Annotated in this window: 26 protein-coding genes and 1 riboswitch; of the genes, 7 read left to right on the forward strand and 19 right to left on the reverse strand. The window is 48.0% G+C overall.

Features of this window, described 5'->3' with window-relative positions; translation table 11 throughout:
* Window positions 1-19 precede the first annotated feature (19 nt).
* Both rnhA and ACOZB4_RS23230 read right to left on the reverse strand, forming a co-directional pair.
* Window positions 20-682, reverse strand: a complete 663-nt coding sequence (gene rnhA, locus ACOZB4_RS23225; RefSeq protein ID WP_076325316.1) for a ribonuclease H — start codon at window positions 680-682, stop codon at window positions 20-22.
* A gap of 28 nt (window positions 683-710) precedes the next feature.
* Window positions 711-935, reverse strand: a complete 225-nt coding sequence (locus ACOZB4_RS23230) for a hypothetical protein (RefSeq protein ID WP_076325315.1) — start codon at window positions 933-935, stop codon at window positions 711-713.
* A 202-nt stretch (window positions 936-1,137) separates the two neighbouring features.
* Between ACOZB4_RS23230 and ACOZB4_RS23235 the strand changes: the two genes are divergently transcribed.
* A complete protein-coding gene (locus ACOZB4_RS23235; RefSeq protein ID WP_379406628.1) occupies window positions 1,138-2,097 on the forward strand; it encodes a helix-turn-helix transcriptional regulator in 960 nt (319 codons plus the stop codon).
* 76 nt (window positions 2,098-2,173) lie between these two features.
* The gene (locus tag ACOZB4_RS23240; protein WP_379406627.1) at window positions 2,174-2,695 is read left to right on the forward strand and encodes a DinB family protein; all 522 of its coding nucleotides are present in this window, start codon (window positions 2,174-2,176) and stop codon (window positions 2,693-2,695) included.
* A gap of 139 nt (window positions 2,696-2,834) precedes the next feature.
* Here ACOZB4_RS23240 and ACOZB4_RS23245 read toward each other — a convergent pair whose 3' ends face one another.
* The 13 genes from ACOZB4_RS23245 to ACOZB4_RS23305 all read right to left on the reverse strand — a co-directional run bounded on the left by ACOZB4_RS23245 (window position 2,835) and on the right by ACOZB4_RS23305 (window position 14,298).
* Window positions 2,835-3,371, reverse strand: a complete 537-nt coding sequence (locus ACOZB4_RS23245) for a DUF2179 domain-containing protein (protein ID WP_076325312.1) — start codon at window positions 3,369-3,371, stop codon at window positions 2,835-2,837.
* Window positions 3,368-4,276, reverse strand: coding sequence for an ectoine hydroxylase (gene thpD / locus ACOZB4_RS23250; RefSeq protein WP_379406626.1), 909 nt, complete (start codon window positions 4,274-4,276; stop codon window positions 3,368-3,370). Before thpD ends, ACOZB4_RS23245 begins: the two co-directional genes overlap by 4 nt.
* Before the next feature lie 14 nt (window positions 4,277-4,290).
* On the reverse strand, window positions 4,291-4,683 hold the full coding sequence (locus ACOZB4_RS23255; RefSeq protein WP_076325310.1) for an ectoine synthase: 393 nt from the start codon (window positions 4,681-4,683) through the stop codon (window positions 4,291-4,293).
* On the reverse strand, window positions 4,680-5,972 hold the full coding sequence (ectB, locus tag ACOZB4_RS23260; RefSeq protein ID WP_379406710.1) for a diaminobutyrate--2-oxoglutarate transaminase: 1,293 nt from the start codon (window positions 5,970-5,972) through the stop codon (window positions 4,680-4,682). The genes ACOZB4_RS23255 and ectB overlap by 4 nt, the downstream gene beginning before the upstream one ends.
* A 16-nt stretch (window positions 5,973-5,988) precedes the next feature.
* Entirely contained in the window at window positions 5,989-6,501 is a 513-nt protein-coding gene (gene ectA, locus ACOZB4_RS23265) for a diaminobutyrate acetyltransferase (protein ID WP_379406625.1), read from the reverse strand.
* 24 nt (window positions 6,502-6,525) lie between these two features.
* Entirely contained in the window at window positions 6,526-7,383 is an 858-nt protein-coding gene (gene ehuA, locus ACOZB4_RS23270; RefSeq protein WP_379406624.1) for an ectoine/hydroxyectoine ABC transporter ATP-binding protein EhuA, read from the reverse strand.
* 13 nt (window positions 7,384-7,396) lie between these two features.
* Complete coding sequence (ehuD, locus tag ACOZB4_RS23275; RefSeq protein ID WP_379406623.1) at window positions 7,397-8,059, reverse strand: ectoine/hydroxyectoine ABC transporter permease subunit EhuD; 663 nt, start codon at window positions 8,057-8,059, stop codon at window positions 7,397-7,399.
* Window positions 8,060-8,061: 2 nt separating this feature from the next.
* On the reverse strand, window positions 8,062-8,715 hold the full coding sequence (gene ehuC / locus ACOZB4_RS23280; RefSeq protein ID WP_076325306.1) for an ectoine/hydroxyectoine ABC transporter permease subunit EhuC: 654 nt from the start codon (window positions 8,713-8,715) through the stop codon (window positions 8,062-8,064).
* A gap of 1 nt (window position 8,716) precedes the next feature.
* Window positions 8,717-9,571: an ectoine/hydroxyectoine ABC transporter substrate-binding protein EhuB gene (gene ehuB, locus ACOZB4_RS23285; protein WP_256720763.1), complete on the reverse strand. Its 855-nt coding sequence runs from the start codon at window positions 9,569-9,571 to the stop codon at window positions 8,717-8,719.
* Window positions 9,572-9,921: 350 nt separating this feature from the next.
* A riboswitch (cyclic di-AMP (ydaO/yuaA leader) is annotated at window positions 9,922-10,067 on the reverse strand.
* Between the two features lie 423 nt (window positions 10,068-10,490).
* A complete protein-coding gene (locus ACOZB4_RS23290) occupies window positions 10,491-11,234 on the reverse strand; it encodes an SDR family NAD(P)-dependent oxidoreductase (RefSeq protein ID WP_379406622.1) in 744 nt (247 codons plus the stop codon).
* Between the two features lie 188 nt (window positions 11,235-11,422).
* A complete protein-coding gene (locus ACOZB4_RS23295; protein WP_076325304.1) occupies window positions 11,423-12,034 on the reverse strand; it encodes a flavin reductase family protein in 612 nt (203 codons plus the stop codon).
* 1 nt (window position 12,035) lies between these two features.
* On the reverse strand, window positions 12,036-12,983 hold the full coding sequence (locus ACOZB4_RS23300; protein ID WP_379406621.1) for a ring-cleaving dioxygenase: 948 nt from the start codon (window positions 12,981-12,983) through the stop codon (window positions 12,036-12,038).
* Window positions 12,984-13,218: 235 nt separating this feature from the next.
* Window positions 13,219-14,298 (reverse strand): AI-2E family transporter, encoded by a 1,080-nt coding sequence (locus ACOZB4_RS23305; protein WP_076325302.1) that lies wholly within the window; start codon window positions 14,296-14,298, stop codon window positions 13,219-13,221.
* Between the two features lie 223 nt (window positions 14,299-14,521).
* On the opposite strand from ACOZB4_RS23305, the gene cls reads away from it, so the two are divergent.
* Entirely contained in the window at window positions 14,522-15,970 is a 1,449-nt protein-coding gene (gene cls / locus ACOZB4_RS23310; RefSeq protein WP_339273701.1) for a cardiolipin synthase, read from the forward strand.
* A 123-nt stretch (window positions 15,971-16,093) separates the two neighbouring features.
* Entirely contained in the window at window positions 16,094-16,498 is a 405-nt protein-coding gene (locus ACOZB4_RS23315) for a VOC family protein (protein WP_076325301.1), read from the forward strand.
* Between the two features lie 111 nt (window positions 16,499-16,609).
* On the opposite strand, the gene ACOZB4_RS23320 is transcribed toward ACOZB4_RS23315, so the two are convergent.
* The 3 genes from ACOZB4_RS23320 to ACOZB4_RS23330 form a co-directional block, all read right to left on the reverse strand.
* Window positions 16,610-17,038, reverse strand: a complete 429-nt coding sequence (locus ACOZB4_RS23320) for a MarR family winged helix-turn-helix transcriptional regulator (RefSeq protein WP_339273703.1) — start codon at window positions 17,036-17,038, stop codon at window positions 16,610-16,612.
* A 190-nt stretch (window positions 17,039-17,228) separates the two neighbouring features.
* The gene (locus ACOZB4_RS23325; protein ID WP_379406620.1) at window positions 17,229-17,639 is read right to left on the reverse strand and encodes a VOC family protein; all 411 of its coding nucleotides are present in this window, start codon (window positions 17,637-17,639) and stop codon (window positions 17,229-17,231) included.
* Between the two features lie 249 nt (window positions 17,640-17,888).
* Window positions 17,889-21,581, reverse strand: coding sequence for a glycosyl hydrolase family 18 protein (locus ACOZB4_RS23330; RefSeq protein ID WP_379406619.1), 3,693 nt, complete (start codon window positions 21,579-21,581; stop codon window positions 17,889-17,891).
* A 728-nt stretch (window positions 21,582-22,309) separates the two neighbouring features.
* On the opposite strand from ACOZB4_RS23330, the gene ACOZB4_RS23335 reads away from it, so the two are divergent.
* From ACOZB4_RS23335 to ACOZB4_RS23345, 3 genes are all read left to right on the forward strand, one after another.
* On the forward strand, window positions 22,310-23,479 hold the full coding sequence (locus tag ACOZB4_RS23335) for a serine hydrolase domain-containing protein (RefSeq protein WP_379406618.1): 1,170 nt from the start codon (window positions 22,310-22,312) through the stop codon (window positions 23,477-23,479).
* A 191-nt stretch (window positions 23,480-23,670) separates the two neighbouring features.
* Window positions 23,671-24,003, forward strand: coding sequence for a PadR family transcriptional regulator (locus ACOZB4_RS23340; protein WP_076325297.1), 333 nt, complete (start codon window positions 23,671-23,673; stop codon window positions 24,001-24,003).
* A gap of 4 nt (window positions 24,004-24,007) precedes the next feature.
* Window positions 24,008-24,562 (forward strand): DUF1700 domain-containing protein, encoded by a 555-nt coding sequence (locus ACOZB4_RS23345; protein ID WP_098749053.1) that lies wholly within the window; start codon window positions 24,008-24,010, stop codon window positions 24,560-24,562.
* 122 nt (window positions 24,563-24,684) lie between these two features.
* Here the strand turns inward: ACOZB4_RS23345 and ACOZB4_RS23350 are convergent, their stop codons facing one another.
* Window positions 24,685-25,053 carry a YybH family protein gene (locus ACOZB4_RS23350; protein WP_379406617.1) on the reverse strand — a complete coding sequence of 123 codons (369 nt, stop codon included), beginning with the start codon at window positions 25,051-25,053 and terminating at the stop codon, window positions 24,685-24,687.
* Window positions 25,054-25,063 lie beyond the last annotated feature (10 nt).

Genomic DNA, 25,063 nt, shown 5'->3' on the forward strand with positions numbered 1-25,063 from the left:
TCCCTTCTGTAGTCCCTCTTTATTTGCGCCCGTAATCAGCCTTAATCTCGCCCCAGCTCTTCGTTTGCCATTTCAGCACCTTGTTCTCATATGTATTGGTTCGAAGCCAGTGCTCGGCCCGGTCCACCAGATCCCAGATCTCTTGGGTTGACGCGTCGCGCGGAAGCGTGGTGGCCACCTTTTTCTGCTTCAGCCATTTGAGTGCATTCATGGAATCGCTGTACACCGTTTTGGTGCTGCCCATTTTCTTCAGGTAAGCCAGCGCGTGGACGATGGCCAGAAACTCGCCGAGATTGTTCGTTCCCTTCGAAATCGGTCCGCACGAGAACAGAATATCTCCCGTCTGCGTATCCACGCCTTTATACTCGACAGGTCCAGGGTTTCCTCGGGTCCCCACATCTACGGAGATGCTGTCATAATCGATCTCGCCCGGTTCTTCAGCGGCTGATGCGCTGCTGCGCTTGTAGCTCTTGGAGCCTGAGCTGCCGGGCTTGCTTCCGGACTGCTGCCCCCAGTAATTTTTATAACCTGCCGCATAAGCCTGTTCCGCTTCGCTTCGGGATTCGAACGCCTTGAACTTCGCACCTGTAAACTGATTGACCTGCTGTTGGCATTCGCCCCAGCTTGTATAAATTCCGGGCACTTTACCTACCCAGACTACATAATATTTTTGCTTCGCCATCATAAACCTCCATTCCGAACTAACCTCTCTAGCGTACTATATCACATCCTCCGAAACCAACAAAAAAAGCGCCATCGTCTCCGATCCGCTTTCTGTGCTTAATCTTATTCAATTGTTCCTGTTTCGTCGGCTTCACTCTCACATGCTGTGACAGCGAACTGTAATCTTCGTTGGTCTTTCTCATCGAGACGGCTGACCATGTTCCGGCACGTTCCGCTTTGCGGAGCGATTTTTGCGTTTTGGTACGGGCCATGAGGCTCACACTCCTTGTATTATGGGATTTCCTATATTGTACGGCAAAATGAGTGGGAATGGAACAACAGCCGGTCAGGTTCCGCAGGTTCCGGCCAATCCGCATGAACGAACTATCGCCTGCAGTATATTCATAAAACCTATGATATAATACGGAATCATTGGAGAATAGATCCCAAACAGACAGGAGGAGTTGAACCGATATGAAACTCGAGCGGCTCATATCCATGATTTATATGCTGCTGAACAACGAGATCCTGTCCGCGTCTGCCCTGGCAGAGAAATATAACGTGTCCCCAAGAACCATATACCGCGACATCGATGCGATCTGCGCAGCCGGCATTCCGGTTGTATCGTATCAAGGGGTGAACGGCGGGTATGGCATTATGGAGCAATACAAGATGGACAAAAGCTTGCTCGGCTCTTACGATGTCAGCGCCCTGATCACCATCCTGCACAGCATGTCAACGGTGTTTGAGGATGAACGGGCCATGGATACCATTCAGCGTCTGCAAACCATAGACCGTTCCGGCAATTCCGCATCGCAGGGATTGTCCATGGATATCGGGAGCTGGCGCTCTTACAACGAAAGCCTCCGTCTCCTTCGCCGCGCCATTACCGACAAGCATGTGATCTCCTTTCAATACATAAGCGCCAAGAATGAACGCATTCGCCGTAAAGTCGAGCCTCTGCGACTCATGTATAAATTCGGATCCTGGTATTTGTACGGTTTCTGCAGAACCAGAGCCGATTACCGCGAATTCCGGATTTCGAGAATGTCGGAGCTGTCCCCATCCGCCGAGCCCTTTCAACACCAGCATTCAGAGGAGCACACGCACGGGCCCCATCTTCAAGAGCAGAATCCGTTCCACCGAGGGGAGCAGCACAGCTGGGAACCTTCATCCGATGCAATAGAAGTTATCCTTCACGTATCCCCCCGGGCCTTGGCCAAAGCAATGGATCAATTCTATGATGTGCAGCGGGAATTTCATGATGACGGTTCGCTCCGTCTCACGTTCAAGGTCGAACATCCGGATTCCTGGTGGTTCTGGTCTACCCTGCTGAGCTTTGGCGAGGATATCGAGATCATTGAGCCCGCTGACTTAAGGACGCGCATGCAATCCAAATTAGAAAAAATGCTGAAGGTTTACGCAAAAGTATGACAGTCCGCTGTCATACTTTTTTATTTACAATGTTCCCAAGAAAGCAAAAACGAAGAAGCCAAAGGGGACGATAGCGATGAACTATCCTGTCAAAATGTATGATTACCATGTATGGGCCAACCAAGCGATATTCAACCGCCTCCTGGAGCTGCCGGGCGAATTGTACAATCGGAAAATAACGAGCATTTTCCCAACTGTATCCGAAGCGTTGATTCACATCTACACGGCGGATCTCGGATGGATGAACATTTTGTCCGGCATGGACATGAACCATGCTTTAACGGAGGCCTTCCAGCTCCGAGACGAGCTTGAGTCCATTTCACTGGAGGACCTAAACCTCCGGTTTATCGAGCTGTCAGAGCGATTCGCGGCTTTTCTCAGCCAAAATCCTGACTTGGAACGGATCATCCGATTGGATAATCCTTATGCCGGGATCCGGGATACCCGCCTGTCCGAGATTATGCTTCATGTCGTGAACCACGGCACGTACCATCGTGGAAATATTGCCGCCATGATGCGCCAGCTCGGAAGCTCCTCCGCGATGACCGACTACGCTTTTTTTTGGTACCAGAATGAGCAGGAGTTGGCTCTTACCTGAATGACTCGAAGCATAGCGGCAATCGCCCCTCGCCCCTGATCCGGAAATCCCATATCGGGTATCAGGCCGGCAAATACCGCACCCCAAAAAGCCTGCTTCAGAATCGGGTTCCAAGGCAGGCTTTCCTATTACATGTGTTCTACAATTTCAATTTGCGTCCTTCCGTCAATCGTACCCAGAAGCCGCCTTTGAAACTTTTCGGTTCATGGGAGATAATGAACGCCTGCGGCGACATTTTGGATAGTGACTCCATCAACCGCCGCTCGTTCTTCCGTTTCACGAGCACTTGAAGCACGAGCCGTTTGCCATCCTTGCCGTCCGCTTCCCAGGCGGTCACGCCATATCCCTTCTCCCGCAGGTTCATCGCCAGGTTCGTCTCAACGGAATTAACGATAACCTGTACCACGATGTATCCGAGTGCCAAATATTCCTCGATCCGACTGCCGGCATATACGCCAAGGCCGAAGCCCAGGCAATAGGCCGCCATATTAAAAGGATTGTCCAGATTTTGCAGGACGAGATTGAGGCCGAGCAGGTAGACGAATACCTCCAGCATGGCCAGAAGGGAGGCGATCCCCCTTCTGCCTTTGATCATCAGAATCAGCCGCAGCGAAAAGATCGAGACATAGACTACGTTGATGCCGATGATGGAACCGATAAGTGTCAGCGAGATCATTGAGAATCACGAGTGGCGATATACTCCGGTCTTGGCTTCTGGCCCGAATACGGCTGCTTGACCTTGTTCTCCACGCTGTTATAAACCATGAAAATATTGCTGCGCGGCATCGGCGTAATGTTACTGTTCGAACCGTGCATAATGTTGCAGTCAAAAATCACGATTGAGCCCGCTTTGCCAACGGGCGTGTCGATACCGCCTTTCTTCACCATGCGTGTCAGGCTGTCATGATCCGGAACACCGTACTCCTGCTTGCGCAGGGAATCCTTGAAGTGATCCTCCGGCGTTTGGCCGATGCAGGCCACGAATTCCTTATGCGACCCCGGCACAACCATAAGCGGTCCGTTATAAGGGTAGTTATCCTCCAGGGCAATGGAGCAGCTCAACGCTCTCATGCGTGGCATGCCATCCTCGACATGCCACGTTTCGAAATCGGAGTGCCAATAGAACTCCTTGCCCGTAAAGCCCGGCTTGTAATTAATTCGGGATTGATGAATATACGTCTCGCCTCCCAAGAGGTATTCCATAATCGCCAGGAGTCTCGGATGCTGGGGTAGCTTCTTGAACACTTCATGGCTCTCATGCACCGCGAATACCGACCGCACTTCGTTTCCACCCGGCTCCCGGATCACTTCATCCTTGTCCGATTCTCTTGCCGTTACCTGCAAAGTGCGGGCTTCCGCCTGATATTTCGACAGCTCCTCTCGACCAAAAAAGTCTTCCAGGAATAAATATCCGTTGCGCTCATAGAAGTCGGATTGCTCCTGCGTTAACGCTGCATCCGGACTCCATTCGGAATGAACGACAGGATCCTGTCTCTTTAGGATTCGGGGCTCCGCATGCACTCTTGAAGGATAAACGTCCAGTTCTTTTTCCTGAAGGGCCGACACATGATTATTATTCATCGCATATCATCTCCTTAATCTGAAATTGGGGCGAGCAGCGGGTAGGTTCCTTCCTCATCGTGAACTTCAGCACCAGTAAGCGGCGGATTGAATACGCAGACCATCCGCATCTGCGAACGGGCTCTCAAATAATGCTTCTCATGACCGTCCAGCGCGTACATCATCCCAGGAGATATCGGGTAGGTTTCACCCCCGATAACCTCGATCTCCCCCTCCCCTTCGATGCAGTACACGGCTTCGACGTGGTTTTTGTACCAGATCAGCGTCTCCGTTCCGGCCTTGATGAGGGTATCATTGAGAGAGAAACCCATGCCGTCCTTGGTGAGCAGCAGCCTTCTCGAATTCCATGTCTTGGTATCGATATCGTCCTTGGTATCCACGATCTCTTCCAAATGTTTAACAATCATGACAACCTCTCCTCTGCAGCTAATTGTTTCATACTGTTCTCGAATATCCCCAATCCCTGTGCCAATGTGTTCATTTCAATCGTCAGCGGCGGCATCAGCTTTGCCACTTCGCTGTGCGGACCCGACGTTTCCATAATCAATCCCTGCTCGAAGGCGATCTCGGATAGCCTGCTTGCAAGCTCCGGCTTAGCAAAAGCAACCCCCTGAATCATACCTCTGCCGCGAATTTCGCCGACGAACTGGGGGTGATCCTTCACAACGCCTTCCAATGATTGGCGAATCCGATTCTCCCTAATGCCGATATCGAGCTGAAAATCTTTCGTTTTCCAATAATTCAGCGCTTCGGCCGCGGCAACGAATCCGAGATTATTGCCCCGGAAGGTACCGTTGTGCTCCCCCGGCTCCCATATATCGATCTCCGGCTTGATCAGCGTAATCGCCATCGGCAAGCCAAAGCCGCCAATCGATTTCGAGAGACATACGATATCCGGCTCAATGTCGGCATCATCAAAACTAAAGAACGGCCCGGTTCTGCCGCAGCCCATCTGGATATCATCCAAAATAAGCAGCATCCCCTTATCCTTGCAGATGCGTGTCAGCTTCTGCAGCCATTCCCGGCTGGCGGCGTTTAATCCGCCTTCCCCCTGCACCGCCTCGACGATCACCGCAGCCGGAAGCGGAATGCCGCTTCCCGGATCATCCAGAAGCTTCTCCATATATGCCATCGTATCCACGTCATCGCCAAAGTAACCGTCATAAGGCATAAATACCGAATGGCTCAGATCCACGCCTGCGCCTTGGCGTTTGAAGGAATTGCCGGTAACCGCCAGCGATCCCAGCGACATGCCATGAAAGGCATTCGTGAAGCACAATACGGTACTGCGCCCCGTCACTTTGCGGGCGATTTTGAGCGCTGCCTCTACGGCATTCGTTCCGGTCGGACCGGGAAACATCACTTTGTGATCCCAACCACGCGGCTTCAGGATGACTTCCTGAAATCGGGTCAGAAACGTTTCCTTTGCATCCGTAGCCATATCCAGACTATGCGTGACACCGTCCTTCAGCATGTAGTCGACCAACTTCTCGCGAATCTTCTCATTGTTATGTCCGTAATTTAAAGCACCTGCTCCCGCAAAAAAATCAATGTATTCATTGCCCTGCGTATCCCACAACTTCGCATTCCGGGCCTTGTCGAAAACGGTCTGAAAGCTCCGGCAATAACTTCTTACTTCCGATTCCAGCTTGTTAAACACAGTAAGCTTCGGTTTCTCCATGACTTGGTTGTCCATAGTTCCCTCCATTTGTTTAAATGTCATTGAAAAAGGGGCCAATCACGAATAACGGCTCATCTTCATGAGATGTCCCATCGGGGAACATCTCTGCTCCATAACCTACGGTTACGGTGCTGGGAATGGATTTCTCCTCGGCATAACCGAGAAACAAACGACGGGACGCCATGTTGCTCGGCGATACCGTAGCTTCAATATAACGGACACCATGGCATGCCTTCTGATTCATGAGACTTGTCAGCATCGCCTTGGCGATGCCTTGCCTCCGATGCGAATTAGCAACGGCCACTTGCCATACGAACAGCGTCTCCGGATTACGAGGAGAACGGAAGGCGGAAATAAAACCGATGATATCTCCTTCATGCTCGGCGATCATGCAGGTATCATGGAAGTAATCTCCAAGCAGCATGTAACAATAAGGGGAGTTCAGATCAAGCGATCCGGTGTCGCGTATGAGCTCCCACACCCGGGTGCCATCCCGTGCTTCCGGTCTTCGGTAAACAATTTCGGTTTCGGTATCCACAGCCATTCTATACATCACCTCTTTCCAGAACTAATTTCCGTTGGAACGGAATCGCTGCAGGAAGCTCTGCAGCCGCTCGCTCTGGGGATTATCGAATATCTCCTCCGGCGTGCCCTGCTCAACGATCCTTCCATCGGCTCCGAATATGACCCGATCCGCGATTTCCTTCGCAAAATCCATCTCATGCGTAATCAGCATCATAGCCATTTCGCCTTCATCCGCGATTTCCCGAATGACCTCCAGCACCTCGCCGACCAGCTCCGGATCAAGAGCCGAGGTGACCTCGTCAAACACCATTACCTTCGGCCGCATGACCAGCGCTCTGGCGATGGCAACCCGCTGCTTCTGCCCCCCGGACAGATTGGACGGATACATCTTCAGCTTGTCGGCCAAACCGACCTTGCTTAGCATGGAGACGGCCCGCTCCTCCGCCTCTTCCTTGGATAAACCCAGCACCTTACGCGGGGCCTCCGTCACATTGCGAAGCACATTCATGTGCGGAAACAGATTAAAATGCTGGAAGACCATGCCAACGTTGCAGCGCATCCGGTGCAAATGCTTTTCGCTGGCCCGAACCAGCTTCCCTTTCTCTTCCATATGCCAGAGCAGCTCGCCATCAACCTCGATGGTTCCTTCGGTGGGTTCTTCCAGCGTCATCAGCATCCGGCCCATCGTCGTTTTGCCCGATCCGCTCGGACCGATCACAGCCACCTTTTCTCCAGGCTGCATCTCCAGATCGATGCCTTTAAGCACCTGGAGATCACCAAACGACTTGGTCACGCTCGTATATTTCACAATCGGCTTGGTACCCGCAGCGGTAGCGGGATTGTTCTCCTGCTGCGGCACCTTCGACGATTCCCTTTGCTCATCGATCACAACGGCATTCAATAGACTCCCTCCTTTATTTTCCACGCTGCAGATTCAAACGTTTTTCCAGCCTTTGCACAAGCAAAGATGCGATATAACTGATGATCAGGAACAGAATCCCGACCAGCGTATACGGCTCAAATGCACGGAACGACTGCGACACGATATTTTTGGCCGTCAGCATCATCTCCACCAGCGTGATGGCGCATAGAATCGGCGTTTCTTTAAACATGACAATTAAATAATTGCCCAGTACCGGAATGATTGGCGGCACCGCTTGCGGCAGGATAATACTCCGCCAGGTTTGAGTTTTCGTGTAATTCAGTGCTGTGGCAGCCTCCCATTGCCCCTTCGGCACTCCCTCGATTCCGGAACGGTACACCTCGGACAGATAGGTGCTGTAATGCAGCCCGAGACCGATGACCCCGGCATAGAAGGCCGGAATGGAAATTCCCGTTAGGAGCGGCAGACTGTAATACAGGAAGAAGACCTGAACCAGCAGCGGTGTATTGCGAATAAATTCAATGATTCCTTTGGTTATAAGCGACAACAGCTTAAATCGGCTCCGCGTCGCAAAGGCAAGCAGCAATCCGATGATTAATGCCACCACGAAAGCGCAGATCGTCACCCATACCGTCATCTTTAACGCACTCAAGAGCTGCGGCAGGATATCCCACACATAGTTCCAGTCCCACATGACTATAACCTCCCCGCTGTCCATTTACGCTCCAGCAGTCGAACTGCCAGCGATACGAGCGTAGCAATGACAAAATACATGAGGAGCAGCAGTACCAGAATCTCGGTCGTCCAGGAGATGTAATTGTTGCGGAGCACCATCGCCTGATACGTCAAATCCGCCATGGTGATGAAATAAACCAATGAGGTGGATTTGATGAGTTCCACAAGCTGATTCCCGAAAGGGGGAAGCATTCGCAAGGAAGCTTGAGGCAATATCACATTCCACAGCCTTTGCCAAGGCTTCAGATTAAGCGCTAAAGCAGCTTCCCACTGTCCTTTCGGAACGGCCAGCACAGCGCTTCGGACGATCTCCGAGCCGTATGCGCCGAAGTTTAGCCCGATCGCAAGGATGGCCGCCAACATTTTCGGCAGCTCGATGCCGATGAACGGAAGAGCGAAATACAACCAAAACAGCTGCACCAGCAAGGAGGTTCCCCGAAAGACTTCCACGTACACGGCTGTCAATGTGCGAATGATCCACAGCTTCGACAGTCGGCATAACCCGGCTGCAAAGGACATCACGACCGCAAGGATGGCTGAAAAGAAAGCAACCACAATCGTGATCTCCGCCCCTTTTAGCAGCGTAGGGAGAAAATCAATCCACGAATTCGGCATGCTATTCCCCGCAAAGCGCAGCAGCCGTCATTTCACCCGGAAGCTCTTCTTCTGTGAATCCGAACTTCTGAAGAATGTCCAGCAGTTCGCCCGATTCCTTCATTTTTTGTAGCTCTGCATTATAAGCCTCCTGGAACTCGGTATCCGCTTGGCGGAACGCCGTAGCTCCATAACCCCGAACGCTTTCTCCATCGATGACCGGCTGCTCGAAATCAGTTACACGTTCGATGTTGTCATCACTAGCCGAATCCAGCATCGCCTGCAGAGAGGGTCCAGTCATGGTAATCGCCTGTACCCGGTCTGCCTGAAGGGCGCTAATAGCCGAGGCCTGGTCGGGGACCTGTATGATCCGGTCTGAAGGAATACCGGACTTCTCCATATAGCCGATTTCAACCGCGCCTGTCATGACGGCGACCTTAGCCTGGTCATGGTTAGCAATATCCTCATAACTTCCGAGTTCCATCGGATTCCCTTGCTTCACCGCAATGGCTTCCCCGATGCTGTACTCCGGATTGGCAAACAATACGGCGGAGCAGCGGTCCGGATTAATGAACATGCCTGCTGTGATTAGATCGAACCGCTCGGCCTGCAGTCCGGCAACGAGTGAACCGAATTCCGTCAGCTCTCCCCTCATTTCCTTGATGCCAAGCCGCTCCAGAATAACCCGAGCAATCTCAACGGCTTCTCCCGTCAGCTCCCCGTTGGCCTCTTTATAGGCATAAGGCTTCTCATTCGCAAAACCTACGGTGATATACCCTTGCTCAATGGCGCGATCCAGTGTACTCCCTTTGTCACCGCAAGCCGCAAGCAATACCACCATAGTCACTGACAACATCAGCACAAGCACTCTCTTCAAAACCTTCCACAACCTTTCGTTATGACTTTGCAATCCTTACAAAATGGCATGTTGAAATTACCCTTGTTAACGCATATGTTAACTTGGATATAAGGACATTCAGACACCTTGCACGGGTCGGGGCTTCAGGGAAGATGATTCATCCATCTCCTTGCACGCTTAAACCCAATGCCATCCGACTGATTCAATTGGTTAAACATTTGCAGGCCTTGCCCCTCCTCTTTAGCAGAATACAAAAAGACCACCAAACAGGGGATTTAGACATAGCTCCGCCAGCAGGGGGTCAAAAAATAGAGAAAAGGCCCCTAAGAGAATCAAGGGCCTTTGTTATGAACATCCATTATGTATGCAAGACCCATCCACTGCTGACGAGGTTAGCTGACGGACTCGGGTAAGATGGTACCCTACACTCATGATTCTAAGTGACTCGCCCCTGGTGAAACTGGTTCCCCCGCTTTCCGGAAAATGTATGCCGGAAACTAAGCGTGTGTCCATGATAAAGGGAAGTTTAGGAAAAGTCAAACCCCTTAAGCCGCTTTTTCTGGAAATTCACACGCAGAAATGCCATTCTTCCGGGGTGTATGACAAGCTAGAAAAATGCCTCATTCAAGCTTGTCCACCTACAACATAGGGATTTTATCCCAGACCAATTTTTCGCTATATAGCAGGCGTTTGCCATGCCTCCCTTACTCGTTCATGTGCTGGATAGTTTATGCCATGAATTAGACCAAAACAGTGGAAAGCTTCTACAACTCTATCTGAACCAAAAAAAATTTTTGATTATCCATTAAAAACCCATTATGACTCATTTACTTCTAGTTACGGGAGCGCTGGTCCCAGCATCATATATTAACCGCTTTATGAAGCAATGAATGCACACCAAAAAACCCGATAAGTGTCGGGATTTTTGGTCCATGGATTATACGGCTGTATATCCGCCATCCACCAGTAAGCTTGTGCCTGTAATGAAGGACGCATCTTCACTGGCAAGGAATAACACGGCTTTGGCTACTTCTTCCGGCTGTCCCAAGCGGCCCATCGGATGAAGGCCGACCAGGTGCTCGGTGATCGCTTCCGTTCTTCCCTTAATAAGCGGAGTATCGATGTATCCCGGGCATACGGCATTGACCCGGATCCCTTTTGGAGCATAATCCGCGCCCATCGACTGGGTTAACAGCTTAACGCCTCCCTTAGCGGAAGCATAAGCGGTAACACCCGCTTTTCCGACATGGCTATGGATCGAGCCGCAGTTTACGATCGCCCCTCCGGTTCCTTGGGATAACATCTGTTGGATTACATATTTATCACACAGGAACACCCCTGTAAGATTAATATCAATCGTCTTTTGCCAGCTGTCCATCGACAACTGATCAGCAGGGGCATCATGAGCAATGCCTGCATTGGCGAACAATACATCGACACGGCCAAAATGCTCAACCGTCTGCTTCACCATATTTGCAACTTCCTGTTCTTGGGTTACATCCGTCTTAACGAACAGCGTTTCAAAGCCTGCGCCTCTTAATTCATCCGAAACAGCCTGTCCCCGGTCCGAATAATCTGCAATAACAACCTTGGCTCCCTCTTCTACAAAAAGCCTTACTGCTGCTTCGCCGATCCCGCTGGCGCCTCCCGTCACAATGACAACCTTGGATTCAAATTTCATTTGTCGACCACTCCTATATTGTGAATTCATCATATCGGTTCCATATTCATGTAGAGTTAACATATTCCAGGCATGATATTCCACAAGCCCCTGTTTCTTTCATGAACAACATCCTATCGAATAACGGCATATGGACGCTCACAACTTAATATTCGCCGCATCCTAACCTTATCCAGCCCTGTCCATTGTTATACAGGCCGCTCGATTGTAAACATCTCTCCCAGTGAAGCATAGATATTACCAGCCATACGGCTCACAGGCTTCAACTTGGCAGCGTCAATCCGGCCTTGCTCGTAAAGTTCCTCCGCAACATGGAAGCGAACTACGCGGGCAATCAGCAGATCGGCACCAGGCAGCTGATCCGCTCCATTCAAAGTGACGACCTGCTCCAGCACGCATTCCATGCGAATCTTGCTCTCCAGAACGCCAGGAACTTTAACGACCTCGCTAACGACCGGGGTTAAATGCGCTCGGTCAAGTTCACTCTCATGCGGGGGCAGGTTCGCCGCCGTTTCGTTCACGGCTTCAACGTTGTCTTCGTCCACGATGTGGATGACAAGCTCGCCGCTTTGCATGGCATTTCTCGCTGTATCCTTAGCCGTACCGTTCTTCCGCTGAACGGAAACGGACAGCAGGGGCGGATTGCTGGACAGAATGGAGAAATAACTGAATGGTGCCGCATTCAGCACTCCGTCCTCCGATAATGTCGTAACAAAAGCGATCGGTCGCGGAACAACGCTCCCGATGAGCAGCTTGTAGGTGTCCCGTTCGCTTTGGGTATTCGGGTCAATGGATATCACTTCAGTTGCCCCTCTCTTGTATTTTGACTTGAATAGGTTCCAGACCTTCCTCAATACGGGCTCGCTCCGGTTCAAACCAGGCAGGTAGTTTCAATTGTTCCCCCAGTGAGTCCAGATCTTCATCCACCGTAAATCCGGGCGGATCGGTTGCGATCTCAAACAAGATCCCCCCTCGTTCCCTGAAATATAACGATCTGAAATAGTTGCGGTTCTTAATATCCGTTGGCAAAAAGCCATGCTGTTTCACCCACTCTTGCCATGTAACATGCTCACCTTCATCTTGAGCCCGCCATGCGATATGATGGGTCGTTCCGGCACCTCCGGCGCCCCACGGGATATCCCGCATCGGTAAATCAATCACGTTGCCGAAGGGCCCTAATGATTGAAACCGCGCATAGTTAACGTCCTCTCCCATGAAGGTCAGTCCCATTACCTGCTCTAGCGCTATCTTCGTTTCCTTCCACTTGCTGCTGAACAGGACCGCGCCACCAAACCCCTTAATCGCTGTGTCCGGCGTCACATCGTCTACAGACCAACTGCTCTTCGGTCCGTCTTCCCGCTCGACCAGCTCCAGAGAAAGTCCATCGCGATCGGAGAATTGAAGATAATGTTCGTTAAAACGGAATGCTTTCATGACAGGGACGCCGAAGCTCCGTAAACGCTGTTCCCAATAAGGCAGGGCACCCGCAGGGACAACAAAGGTTGTATACCCAACCTGCCCTCCTCCACGTCTCCCTCTTCGCGAAGCAGGAGACGGAAAGAAGGTAATAATAGTCCCCGGGTGCCCCTCCTCATCCCCGAAATACAAATGGTACACGTCAGGCGCATCGAAATTCACCGTCTTCTTCACCAATCTGAGTCCAAGCACACCCGTATAAAAATCCACATTCTTCTGCGGGTCCTGCGCATAAGCGGTAATATGATGAATGCCTGCTGTTTGTAATGCCATATTCATCGCCTCCTCATTGTTTCCGTGTCCAACCCGATGTTTCCATACATGATTTCTGGTTCATATAATTAAAATATACAATCTTTAAATTTAATATCTTTAATTTAAGATTATATATTTTTCATATCATTGTCAAGCGCGCCTTCAAACCTCGGGTATACAAAAGCCGCCAAGAACGCTTCCACGCTCTTAGGCGGCTTCAGTATGCAGCTGCGACCGCATGCCTATCACCCATCTATGCTTTTTGCCACTTTTCCTTAAAGAATAGCTGATAAACTCTCGTTACGATAATCTTAATGATCATGTAAATCGGTACCACCAGCAGAACCCCTATAATTCCGCCGAGATCCTGTCCCACCAAAACCAGGATAATGATCGTAATCGGATGGATAGCCAGCTGTTTGCCAAAGATATATGGTCCAATCAGGTTATCCTGAATCTGCTGAGCTGCCAGAATGACAACAAGCGACCAGATCGCCGTTCCAGGGGATTGAATGAAGCCGATGATCACGATCGGGATCGAGGATAGAATAGCTCCGATAAATGGTATAAAATTCGCGATAACCGCCACGGTCGTCAGCAGTAATGCATAAGGAAGACCAATAATCAGGAAGCCGATGTACATCAAGACACCCAGCGCCAGATTGACAAGCACTCGTCCAACGATGAACCCTTTGAGGGCATTGTTGATTTCATCCAGTACCGAAGCTCCCACTTCCTTGAAGCGGTTAGGCAAAAAGCTGACAATCATCTCTCCGAACTTCCCGCCTTCCTTCAGCATGTAATACAGCAGGATCGGGAACGTAAATAAAACGATGGCAAAGTTCGACACGAACGAGAAGAGGTTCATAATATAATTCGTCAGGAACGTGAAGCCTTGATTCAAATAATCGGTTAATTGGGTAAGTGGATTAGAATCCTCCGGAAATATCTCCTTAAAGAGCCCGTTATTTTCCCACTCCTGCAACTGTTCACCTAAGGCAGCAAATAATGCGGGCGCATTCTCCACAAGAGCAATGATCTGATCCCGCAAGGATGGCCATACCCCAATAATAAAACCTGTAAGTATGCCTGCAAACACGACATATAGGAGCAGGATGGCCAGCGAGCGATTTAGCTTGCGCTTTTCGAGAAGATCAACCAGCGGCCTGAGCAGGTAATAGAAGAATCCTGACAGCATCAGCGGCACGAGGATGATCGAGAAGAACGAAAGTACCGGTCTGAATATAAAATCCACCAGCGATCCCAAATAAATAATAATGAGGACCAGAATCACGGCGAGACATAATTTGAAAAACTTGTTCATTTTCAGCAAAAAGCATGCCCCTTCTCCTATTTTTTTCATCATCGTATCATGACAATGTGTGCATATACAAATCGCTTGCGTCTACACTGGTATAGGATGTCGGATTGTAGCGGCATCGCTTATATAACCATTCCGTTCACTTCATCCTGCCGATATATACTTCTCCTAACGCCTCACGTATAATATGAAGGATTGCAAGGGCAAGGATATAGTTTAGGAGGATATTATGAACATGCATGTTACATCCATCACTCTTGGTCTGATCATCGTACTGAATATCGTGTTCTCCATGTTCGTGGTTTTTAGGGAACGGCGGGATGCCGGCTCCACCTGGGCATGGCTGCTAGTGCTGTCTTTTATCCCGATTTTGGGCTTTGCGCTCTACCTGTTGTTCGCCCAAAATTTAAGAAGAATCCGTCTCTTTCATTGGGGTGATCTGCAGAAAACAGGCATCGAGAAGGTATTGCTGTCTCAAATGGAAGGGATGACTAACGGGGAATACCCGTTCAGCAATCAAGCCGCGGCGGATAGCAGCGATTTAATCCATATGCATATCAATGAGAATCAGGCGATCCTTACGGACGACAACATCGTTGAAATTTTCACGGATGGACGCAAGAAATTTGAACGGTTGTTTCAGGATATTGAGGAAGCCAAAGTCTATATACATATTCAATACTACATCATTCGTCGGGACGAGCTGGGCAAGAAGCTGATGTCCCTGTTGACCAAAAAAGCAAAAGAAGGCGTGAAAGTCCGGGTTCTGTACGACGAGCTGGGCTCGCGTCAATTAACCAAGGGCTTCTTCAAAGCATTTCGCGAAGCCGGCGGAGAAGCCGAGGCCTTCTTCCCGTCCAAGCTGCGCTTCATTAATCTGCGCTTGAATTACCGGAATCACCGAAAGCTCGCTATCATTGATGGCGACATCGGATATGTGGGCGGTTTTAACGTTGGGGATGAGTACCTGGGTCTCAACTCTAGGTTCGGATATTGGCGGGACACTCATCTGCGCATTCAAGGTGAAGCTGTTTATGCGATGCAGGTTCGCTTCATTCTCGACTGGAATCAGGCTTCGCACCATCACGATATTTCTTATGAATCGAATCTGTTTCCCAAGATCGATTCGCCTGGCAATGTCGGGATTCAGATTGTGACCAGCGGTCCGGATTCCAGATATGAACACATCAAGAACGGTTATATCAAAATGATTTCGTCCGCCAAGAAATCGATTCATATTCAGACGCCGTATTTTATCCCCGATGCCAGCCTCCTGGATGCACTCCGCATAGCGGCGCTGTCCGGCGTTGAGGTTAACCTGATGATTCCCGATAAACCGGACCATCCCTTTGTCTATTGGGCGACCTTATCCTATATCGGGGAAATGCTAAGAACCGGGGCTAACGTGTATCTCTACAATAATGGCTTCATTCATGCCAAGACCATCATCATTGACGAGAAGATTTCTTCCGTCGGCACGGCGAATATCGATGTTAGAAGCTTCAAGCTGAATTTTGAAGTGAATGCGTTCCTGTACGATGAGGATTTATCAAAACAATTGACTCACATCTTTCATCAGGATCTGCAGGTATCCAGCCAGCTTACGATGAAGCAGTATCTGGAGCGATCAAGGTGGATCAAGTTTAAGGAATCCATCTCACGCTTGCTGTCGCCTATTCTGTAAAACAAGCCTTTAGCGCTGCCGCAACATTTAGCAATCCAGAAGAAATGCGGGAGACTCAGACCGTTTATACTAAAGCCAAGGAAAACGAATCCATCATTTTAAAACCTGGGAAGGATGTTGTACGTGGCTAAACTGACACCGTATATTTTCTCTGAGGATGCAAAAGCGCAGGCTGAGTTTTATACCCAAGCATTAGGTGGGGAGATCTTGTCCGTGCAAACCCATGGCGAGATTCCTGGAACCAAGGAAGAGCTTAAAGACAAGGTCATGCATCTTAGTCTGGTAGCAGGAGGAATTCCAATCTTTATGTCGGACTCCATATTCCAAACCCTGGAGCGAGGGAACGGAATTCATCTGAGCCTGTCGTTTGAGAGCGATGCTGAAGCACATGAAGCTTTTGACCGCTTGGCAGAAGGCGGTAAGGTGCTTGATCCGCTGAAGACTCAATTCTGGGGAGCGCTGTTCGGGTTGCTGGAAGACAAGTTCGGCGTATTGTGGCAGGTAACGACCGAAGTCCAAGTCAATTAATGGTAGAAGGCCCTTCAAGTTTCACTTGGAGGGCTTTTTTTGCGTGATTTATTTGGAGCTCAATATTCCACGACTTCCGCTGCGGCCAATCGGCTTGTGTCCAAAAAGACCTCAGTCCTTATTCTCCAATTGATCACTCACCTCGTATAGATGCAGCGATAATTCATCACCTTCGGCATGACCTAAAATAGCGCCGTAACGACTGCGCAAATTCATCCAGCACTCGTGAATCACTTTCTCCAAAGCCTTCCCTTTATCGGTTGTATAGATCAATGACATCCTTCCTTCCACCCGATTATAAACCAGCCCTTTAACGGCCAGCTTCTCAACCAGTCGGGTTACGGTAGAAGGCTGAAGATGAAGAATTTCGCCTAATTCCTTCTGCGAGATCCCTTCCTTCTCATATACAGCCATAAGCAAATAAGCATAGGTGGGCGACAATCCGCTTGCGGCAAACTCATCTTCGGCCATCTTGGTGATAACCCGGCTAAGACGATTGGTAGTGAAGTAAAGACATTCCTTGATATACGTATTTAACATAACGGCTACCTCTTTCGCTGAGTTTATCCTGTTGAATCACCATTTATTGTTTGCACATACAAATATAATGGATTCCCAAATAAAAGTAAAGCGGCAGATTCCCCCCATAACCCTGGGAGACCTCTGCCGTCATTTTATTAGGTGTATGCTTCTTCATGTTGTGATCCTGCAACTGCTTGCTTCAATGCTTCTATTCGACCTGGCTCTGATCCATGTACATGACTTCCCACAGATGGCCATCCGGATCCTGGAAGCTCCAGCCATACATAAAGCCATGATCCACCGGATCATTGGAAGGCGACCCTCCTGCGGAAAGCGCAGCATTAACGATTTCGTCCACCTGTTCCCGACTTTCGGCTGAAAGTGCCAGAATCACTTCCGTTGTGTTCGCGGCATTCGACAGATCTTTCTTGGTGAACGTCTTGAAATAATCCTCGGTGAGCAGCATGGCAAAGATGTTATCGCCTATGACCAGGCAGGCCGCGTTTTTGTCTGTAAATTGCGCGTTAAAATCAAAACCAATTTTCGAGAAGAAGTCCTTTGTTTTCTCCAGGTCCTTAACAGGTAAGTTCACAAAAATATTATCACATCTTAAAGCCATTCCGAATCACCTCTTCGATTTGATAGATTCATCTTAGCATGAGCTGCAGCACGACATTTCTCTTCATTTGCTATGTTCAATCCAAGCTACGGGAATCCAGCTTGCGAAGCATATTCAGAATCCAGTTGCTTAACAAAACGCAGCAGCGATTCAGTCGGCTGTAGCTTATAACTCTTACCCGAAAAAAGGATGCCTCCAGGCCGTGTTAAAACTCGCCTGAGAGACATCCCACTTTATTACGAATCCATGTTAGTTAGATAAACCCACTGCCCGCAGCAATCTCATGACGGTTACAACCGTCTGAGCTTTGGTTACATGAGATTGTGGATCCAGCTTGGAGGCGGATACGCCTTGCATAATCTTCTGCTCCACGACGAAAGCGACAGACGACTTCGCATAAGACGAAACCTTGGCGTGGTCTTTAAATTTGTTTAACAATCCTTGGTTAGCTTCGTTCTTCTTGCCGACATAATCCAGCACATTGCTCAGAATTACCGCCAACTCTTCACGCGTAATTAAGCTGTTTGGATCAAAAATATCGCCTGAGCGTCCCTTCACTAACCCTGCCGCTTTCGCAGCTGCAATCTCTTTAGCATACTGGGATTTCGGATCTACATCCTTGAAATTGGCATCACTGTCGTCAGGCAGAATGCCCAGCGCCTTCACCACAATGGATATAATCTCGGCACGGGTAATTTGTTTATTACCGCCGAAAGATCCGTAACTTTCTCCAGTAACGATCAGCTTGGCAGCAGCCTGCGCCACGTCTTCCCGTGCCCAAGAAGGGATCGCGTCACTAAACCGGATATCTTGCTGAACCAGAGCATAAATACCGCTGCCGGTTTTCTTGATTTCAACAGTTACCGTGCCATCCGCGTTAACTTTAAACAAGGTCGGAACGGATCGAAGCTCCTGGGTACCTGGTATATAAACCACTCCGGTAGCACGTTTTACATTTATCTTTTTCGCATCGACGGTCATAAATTCGCTGACATGGGTTTTGCCGAAATGCTTCAGTTCGGTCGTTGTCTTATCCGCGTTTATTTGCTCAAGCTTGAACGATAGCGGATTGGCTAGTACCTCTCTTCCCTTAAGCAGTGTCTCCATGCTTGCTGCATCGGCAGCCCCTGGAGAAACAATCGAAACTTTTACAGGACCGGAAACCGTAATCAGCGAAGCCGGAATCCGGTATTCTGTCCCGTTCACGATAATGGAAAGACTGGCCTTGGCTCCTTTTTTCGCAACGGCTGCGATGATTTCTTGCGGAATCTCAACCTCAGCCTGCTTCGCACCCGCACCCGCATGGATCTGGAAGTTGGAGGAATCCGAAAGGTTAATGCTGTTAACAGCTGCAGCCGTAGGTAGGGTCACCACAGCTTTATCGCCATGAAGCGTGACGTTTGCCTCCAGCTGATCTTTGGCTTTAGGCGGTTGTGGCGTCGAAGGCGTTGGTGAACCAGAGCCTCCCGATCCTCCTGATCCGCCGGAACCGTCAGATCCACCGGAACCGCTGCTTGAAGTCGTTACGCTAAGCAGATTCGAAGCGCTGGAGACGCGGTTAATCTCATCTCCCGTTCGATCTACCGCAAGCACATGAATCTTGTAGTTCGTAAGAGAGCTAAGGCCATTCACGGTATAACTATTATCTGTAACCGAGCCTGACAAAGCATTATTTACATATACTTCATATCCCGTTGCGCCTGCCACAGCATCCCATTTCACCTGAATGGAGCTTGCGCTGGCACTTACCTTTGAGAGATTCGCCGGAGCCGGAAGTGCTGAAGCATTGACTTTGCCATCGATCGGCAAGTCGTGAATGAGTTGAGTCGTCAGAGTCTTATTACGGTCACCGCTGATATCCCAGCTCATGACGCCTGCAATATCCAGCGATTTCACGATGGAAGCGGTGTACTTCATGGTGTTCTTATCGTTGTAGGTGATGAACGCTTTATTTTGATCGTTGTACAGGTAAGGAACCTTGGCGGATTCGTTCCAATATCTTTTATAGCCGTTCTTGTTGATGTAGTTATTCTCGAGATCGCTGAAATCGAAAATGGCAGGCTCCCATGTTCCAAAACTAGATCCATCCTTATTGCATGCCTGATATTGACCAAGTGAACCACAACCATCCCAGCCCTTGCCGTAGTAAGGAACGCCCACGATCAACTTATGTGTCGGCACTCCGCCATTCAAATGGCCTAACAAACCGCCAAGCACATGATTTCTTGGAGCGGATGATGTTGGAAGAGCTTTATCATAAAATAATGGTGCATTATGATGACCAAATGAATCAGATTTACCGCTGTAATCATAGGTCATAATATTGACAAAATCGAGATACTGCACAGAGTTAGTAAAGTCTGCGTTTACGGTAAAATTGTCTCCCTGCCCTGAAGCAATCGTCAGCAAATAATATTTCCCGTCCTCTGAACCGGCTGCATCCAACGCCTCGCGAACGGTTTTCATTAACAATGTGAAGTTTTCTTTATCCTCCGGTGCTCTGGAATTCGACTCTTCCCCGTCTTCGACCGGATACTCCCAATCGATATCCAAACCATCAAACTTGTAGTCTCGGAGGAATTTTACAGCAGAGTTAGCAAACGTACGACGGGTTTCTTCCGTCATGGCTACATTAGAAAAATTATCAGACCAGGACCAGCCGCCTACTGAAACCATAAGCTTCAATTGAGGGTTCGATGCCTTGACGGATTCGAATGCTGCGAAATTCTGAAAATCAAATGTCGGATCTCCAATCACAATTTCTCCGTCATGGACGTATCGATCCTGTGCAGGAATATTAGGATCTTCGCAGGCTCTCGGCCCGCTCCCGTATTTTTTCCAACATATATCGGCAAAGGCATAGTTAATGTGGGTGATCTGTGATACATCCAAGTCACCAGGATGAAAATTACGTCCTTCGGTACTAGCTGACCAAGAAGTGTAGTACGTAATATTGTTATAATTGCTGCCAGGAACTACCGACACTGCTTCGCTTTCAGGCGAAGTCCATAGGCCGTTATGGCCCACTACCTTATACGAATAGGTCTTTCCTTCTTCCAGTCCAGCAGCTACATACCGACTCCCGCTACTCGAACCAACCTTTACTCCATCCTGATAAATATCATAGCTTGTGGCCCCAGGCACCGGTGCCCAGCCCAATGAAACCGTAGATCGTGTAGCCGTCACTACCTGTAACCCTTGAGGTTGAGCCAGTTCCCCCCACTTAAGGGTAACGGCATTACTATTGGCGGATGCTTCCAAAGCTCCATTTACGCTTCTCTGCGCGCCTACTTTAAAAATATAAGTCTCTCCTGCTTCCAAAGGTCCATAAGTAGCCGTGGTAACGGAGTTTTCCCAAGTGCCGCCTTTCCATGCTCCATTAATATAAATGTCATAAGCTTCGGCTCCAGGACTCGAACCCCAACTCAGCGTAACCGTATCTTCCGTTACATCGTCAATTTTAAGTTGGCTTGGAGGAGTCAACGGTGCATCTTTATATTCAGCTTCGTCTTTGGTTGTGGTGAATTCCAATACATTGCTTTTGTGTTCTTTTTTCACGTCGCCGTCCCACGTAATATAGATTCTGTAGGTCGTTTCAGGTGTCAATCCGGTCACGGCGCGGGTCCAATAATTGCCCCATGCCAGCCACTTGCCTGAATCCGCGTCCCACACCTGTATATTGTTTTCACCTTCGACGGGTTTGAAATCCCATTGAAATATCGCCATATTATGAGAGACACTTTCAATACGAAGATTCTGCGGTGCCAGCGGATCCTGGTCTTCATTGGTCTGGGCTTTATACGTTGAGTTCGTTACTGTCGCGGGCTCTAGGCCGGAGTTAACTGTGGAAATGTCAGTAGGAATGTCTGTAGGAGGAGCACTTTCTGCTGCATAGGATACAGGCGCATTAAGCAGTGGTGTAAAAATAAGAATAAGGGCCAAAAAGCATATCACCCATTTCGGGTGCTTTTTCGTTATAAAGGGTGTCACCGTTTTCACCTCTGTTGATTAAATTTCGATTGCAAATGATACAGCATTTCAATGAATGTCTGTCCCTCGGTGTCATCGAGTGTTTCTTTGATGACTTGCCTAATTTCGCATATCGCTCAAATCCAACTTGTATTGAAAGCGGTTACCAATTTTTCCAACTCAACTATGTAGCGTTCAGTCCCCCCCTCTCTCTACTCATGATTGAATCACTGTTCGTACACTCTACTACAGCCCCCTTTCTTGAATTCAAAGGTGTTCAATAAATATTCATATATTTGTATCATGGAACCTACACCATCGATTGAGAAGGGATACATTTCCATAAACATGGGGTAAATTCTTGTAATTTTATATTCTGTTAATAAATTCAACATGGATCGAATCTACCGGTGAAAGCAACACGCATAATGCCTTCAAACAAATATCTCTATTACGTTGGAATTAATAAATTCTGATATACTATTGTTAATCGATGTACTGTGTTGTACGATGTATATGTGGAAGGCAGGTGTGAAAGACGGAACAAATATGACGTATATATGGAAAACAACCAGTTAACAAGGGTATTTCGAGAAAAACAATTCATTTAGGGGGTTAACATACATGTGAAAAAAGAGGAATTTACTGCTTGTTAGGACAGAATCGAACCATACAATATTAATAGAGAAGAGGAATGCCTTATGAAAATACGTAATCAAATTACATTTGCAAGTCTTGCCCTTTTAATAACTGGAAGTGCCCTGCTATACACATCGCCAACCTCAATTGTAAAAGCAAAGCCCACTCAAAATGTATCTAGTTCGTTACAAACAAGCACTCAACGAGATCATAACTCCGTCAAGCAAGCAATGCGGGATACATTGCAACTTGGATTCCCGGGGATACTTGCTAAAACTTCTGAGGGTGGAAAAACGTGGGGTTATGCGGCTGGGGTAGCGAATCTGAGCACCAAGAAACCAATGGAAACAGATTTTCGCTTTCGCATTGGCAGCGTGACGAAGACGTTCACCGCAACGGTTGTACTTCAATTAGCTGGAGAGAACCGCTTGAATCTAGACGACTCCATCGAAAAATGGTTGCCTGGTGTCATTCAAGGAAATGGATATAATGGTAAACAGATTACCATCCGGCAGATATTGAACCATACAAGTGGTATCGCTGAATACTCAAGATTCAAAGGCGCTGATTTTATGGATACAAAAAAATCGTATACGGCTGAAGAAATAGTGAAGATGGGGGTTTCTCTGCCCCCAGACTTTGTCCCAGGAAAGGGATGGTCTTATTCAAACACAGGATACGTATTACTGGGTATTCTTATTGAAAAAGTAACCGGAAACAGCTACGCGGAAGAGATTGAAAATCGGATTATTGAACCGCTTGAATTGTCGGATACATTCCTACCTGGCAATTCAAGCGTTATTCCAGGCACCAAGCATGCTCGGGGATATTCCCAACCAGACGAAGCAAGTGAGATAAAAGACGTTACTTACTATAACCCAAGTGCAGGTAGCTCGGCTGGAGATATGATTTCTACTGCTGACGACTTAAATAAATTCTTCTCTTCCTTGCTCGGTGGCAAATTACTGAAGAAACAGCAACTAAAACAAATGCTTACTACAGTTCCTACAGGAAGAGCAGGAATGGATGGATGGGGTCTTGGAATCTTTGAAACTAAGCTTCCAAACGGTGTCTCGATATGGGGACACACAGGTGGCATTCTAGGGTTTTCTACTTTTGCTGGAGGTACACTTGGAGGCAAGCATACGTTGGTCGTCAGTTTGAACAGTTTGGGTAGAGATAACAGTCCTAATCCTTTTAAAAATATTTTACTTGCTGAATTTAGCAAGTAGGCAAAAAGGAAAAACATTATTCTTTCTGTAGAACCATAGGAAAGGATGGCGCATGAGATTTGGCTGCTTTATGTATTTGATCAGTCAACATGTAGCAAGCGATTCCCTCTATTACGTTGAATAAAAAACTGACGTACTATTGATATTTGATGTACTGTGTTGTACGATGTATCCGCAGGAGGTAAAATATCATGAATGTCGAAGATTGGAAATCACAAATCAAGCGAGGAACACTCGAATTTTGTATTCTATTGCTAATAAAGCAGCGACCATATTATGGATATGAAATCATAAGTAAGTTAGAGCAGCATCCTATTGTTGCTGCAAAAGAAAATACAATTTATCCCCTGCTTAGAAGATTATTGAAAGAAGAATATGTTTCTTCATCTTGGCAAGAAAGTACAGAGGGTTTGCCACCGAGAAAATATTATTCCATTACAGAAAAAGGAAACGAATACTTAAACGCTATGTCCTTAGAATGGGATAATTTATTAATTGCTATAGCAGAAATTAAAGGAGTGTGAAATTTTGGATAAAATTACGAATGACTATATTGAAAAAATTGAAAAGTATTTGAAATCTATGTCCGATTCCGAGCGTATGGACATTGTAAAAGAAATCAAAAGTGTTATGTTTGAATTGCAAAATAATGGTCTATCTTCTGAGCAAATCATCGAGCGGTTAGGAAACCCAAAGGAATTAGCGAAAGCATACTTAGGTGAAGCCATTTCGAAGAACAGTAAATTTAGTTGGCGTAAATTCGGCGCAATATTTGCATTTTGTAGCAGCTTTGCAGGCGTCAGCGGTATGTTACTTTTGCCATTCATCAGTACTCTTTCCATTGCTTTAGTGATTGGTGGAATTATTACGCCGATAGGCGGAATTGTTAAATTTGTCGGGTATCTTATGGGATATGATATTGCCGGAATAACAATCGAAATGGGAGCATTTATACCAAGCCCAATGCAGTTCTTGCCAATTTCTATTGTGATTGGTGTGTTAATGTTTTGGCTCGGGAGAGTCTTATGGAAGCTTACTATTAAATATATACGCACAATTAGTCAGAAAAAGAAAACAGTGTAATAATATAAAAAACGGGGCGCGGCGGTCATTCATAGACCAACCGTGCCCTGTTTTTACTATGATGGAAAAAGAGCCCTTCAAGAGCTCTTTTTCTTTTATTTATGCAATGATATCAAACCGATTCATCGAATCGAACTTAAATGCTCATGCTTTAATTTCCATAAGCCATCGGCTTCGCGAACGAACACATTCGTTGCTCTCCCGCTCCCAGCCGTGAATGCCCCCTGATTATAACCCTTGAAGTGGTAGGTATAAATACACACCGCCGAATAGGCATCACTCACAATCCACTCCACATCCTCCGCCCGGTACACCTCATCCCGAATGACATCCCAAGCGTGTTCGAAATATGTCCTGATCTCATCTAGGGTAGTACAGCTCCGGTCCGAAAACCAATAGACCGCTTCTTCATCGAGCAGCCGGGCCACTTGATCAAAATCATGCGTGTTCGTAGCCGCAATGTATGCCTCAAGTGCCTCCTGATATGACATCGCGCCATAC

The organism is Paenibacillus sp. NPDC058898 (assembly GCF_049316025.1).
GTDB lineage: Bacteria > Bacillota > Bacilli > Paenibacillales > Paenibacillaceae > Paenibacillus_AQ.

Coding starts and splice junctions, on each gene's coding strand:
- ehuD (WP_379406623.1), bottom strand. CDS start 8,059: ATGTGGGACTGGAACTATGTGTGGGATATCCTGCCGCAGCTCTTGAGT.
- ACOZB4_RS23335 (WP_379406618.1), top strand. CDS start 22,310: ATGAAAATACGTAATCAAATTACATTTGCAAGTCTTGCCCTTTTAATA.
- ACOZB4_RS23300 (WP_379406621.1), bottom strand. CDS start 12,983: ATGGCATTACAAACAGCAGGCATTCATCATATTACCGCTTATGCGCAG.
- ACOZB4_RS23320 (WP_339273703.1), bottom strand. CDS start 17,038: ATGTTAAATACGTATATCAAGGAATGTCTTTACTTCACTACCAATCGT.
- ACOZB4_RS23230 (WP_076325315.1), bottom strand. CDS start 935: ATGGCCCGTACCAAAACGCAAAAATCGCTCCGCAAAGCGGAACGTGCC.
- ACOZB4_RS23325 (WP_379406620.1), bottom strand. CDS start 17,639: ATGGCTTTAAGATGTGATAATATTTTTGTGAACTTACCTGTTAAGGAC.
- cls (WP_339273701.1), top strand. CDS start 14,522: ATGCATGTTACATCCATCACTCTTGGTCTGATCATCGTACTGAATATC.
- ACOZB4_RS23235 (WP_379406628.1), top strand. CDS start 1,138: ATGAAACTCGAGCGGCTCATATCCATGATTTATATGCTGCTGAACAAC.
- rnhA (WP_076325316.1), bottom strand. CDS start 682: ATGGCGAAGCAAAAATATTATGTAGTCTGGGTAGGTAAAGTGCCCGGA.
- ACOZB4_RS23240 (WP_379406627.1), top strand. CDS start 2,174: ATGAACTATCCTGTCAAAATGTATGATTACCATGTATGGGCCAACCAA.
- ectB (WP_379406710.1), bottom strand. CDS start 5,972: ATGGACAACCAAGTCATGGAGAAACCGAAGCTTACTGTGTTTAACAAG.
- thpD (WP_379406626.1), bottom strand. CDS start 4,276: ATGAATAATAATCATGTGTCGGCCCTTCAGGAAAAAGAACTGGACGTT.
- ehuC (WP_076325306.1), bottom strand. CDS start 8,715: ATGCCGAATTCGTGGATTGATTTTCTCCCTACGCTGCTAAAAGGGGCG.
- ACOZB4_RS23290 (WP_379406622.1), bottom strand. CDS start 11,234: ATGAAATTTGAATCCAAGGTTGTCATTGTGACGGGAGGCGCCAGCGGG.
- ACOZB4_RS23350 (WP_379406617.1), bottom strand. CDS start 25,053: ATGTCATATCAGGAGGCACTTGAGGCATACATTGCGGCTACGAACACG.
- ACOZB4_RS23245 (WP_076325312.1), bottom strand. CDS start 3,371: ATGATCTCGCTGACACTTATCGGTTCCATCATCGGCATCAACGTAGTC.
- ectA (WP_379406625.1), bottom strand. CDS start 6,501: ATGGCTGTGGATACCGAAACCGAAATTGTTTACCGAAGACCGGAAGCA.
- ACOZB4_RS23255 (WP_076325310.1), bottom strand. CDS start 4,683: ATGATTGTTAAACATTTGGAAGAGATCGTGGATACCAAGGACGATATC.
- ACOZB4_RS23340 (WP_076325297.1), top strand. CDS start 23,671: ATGAATGTCGAAGATTGGAAATCACAAATCAAGCGAGGAACACTCGAA.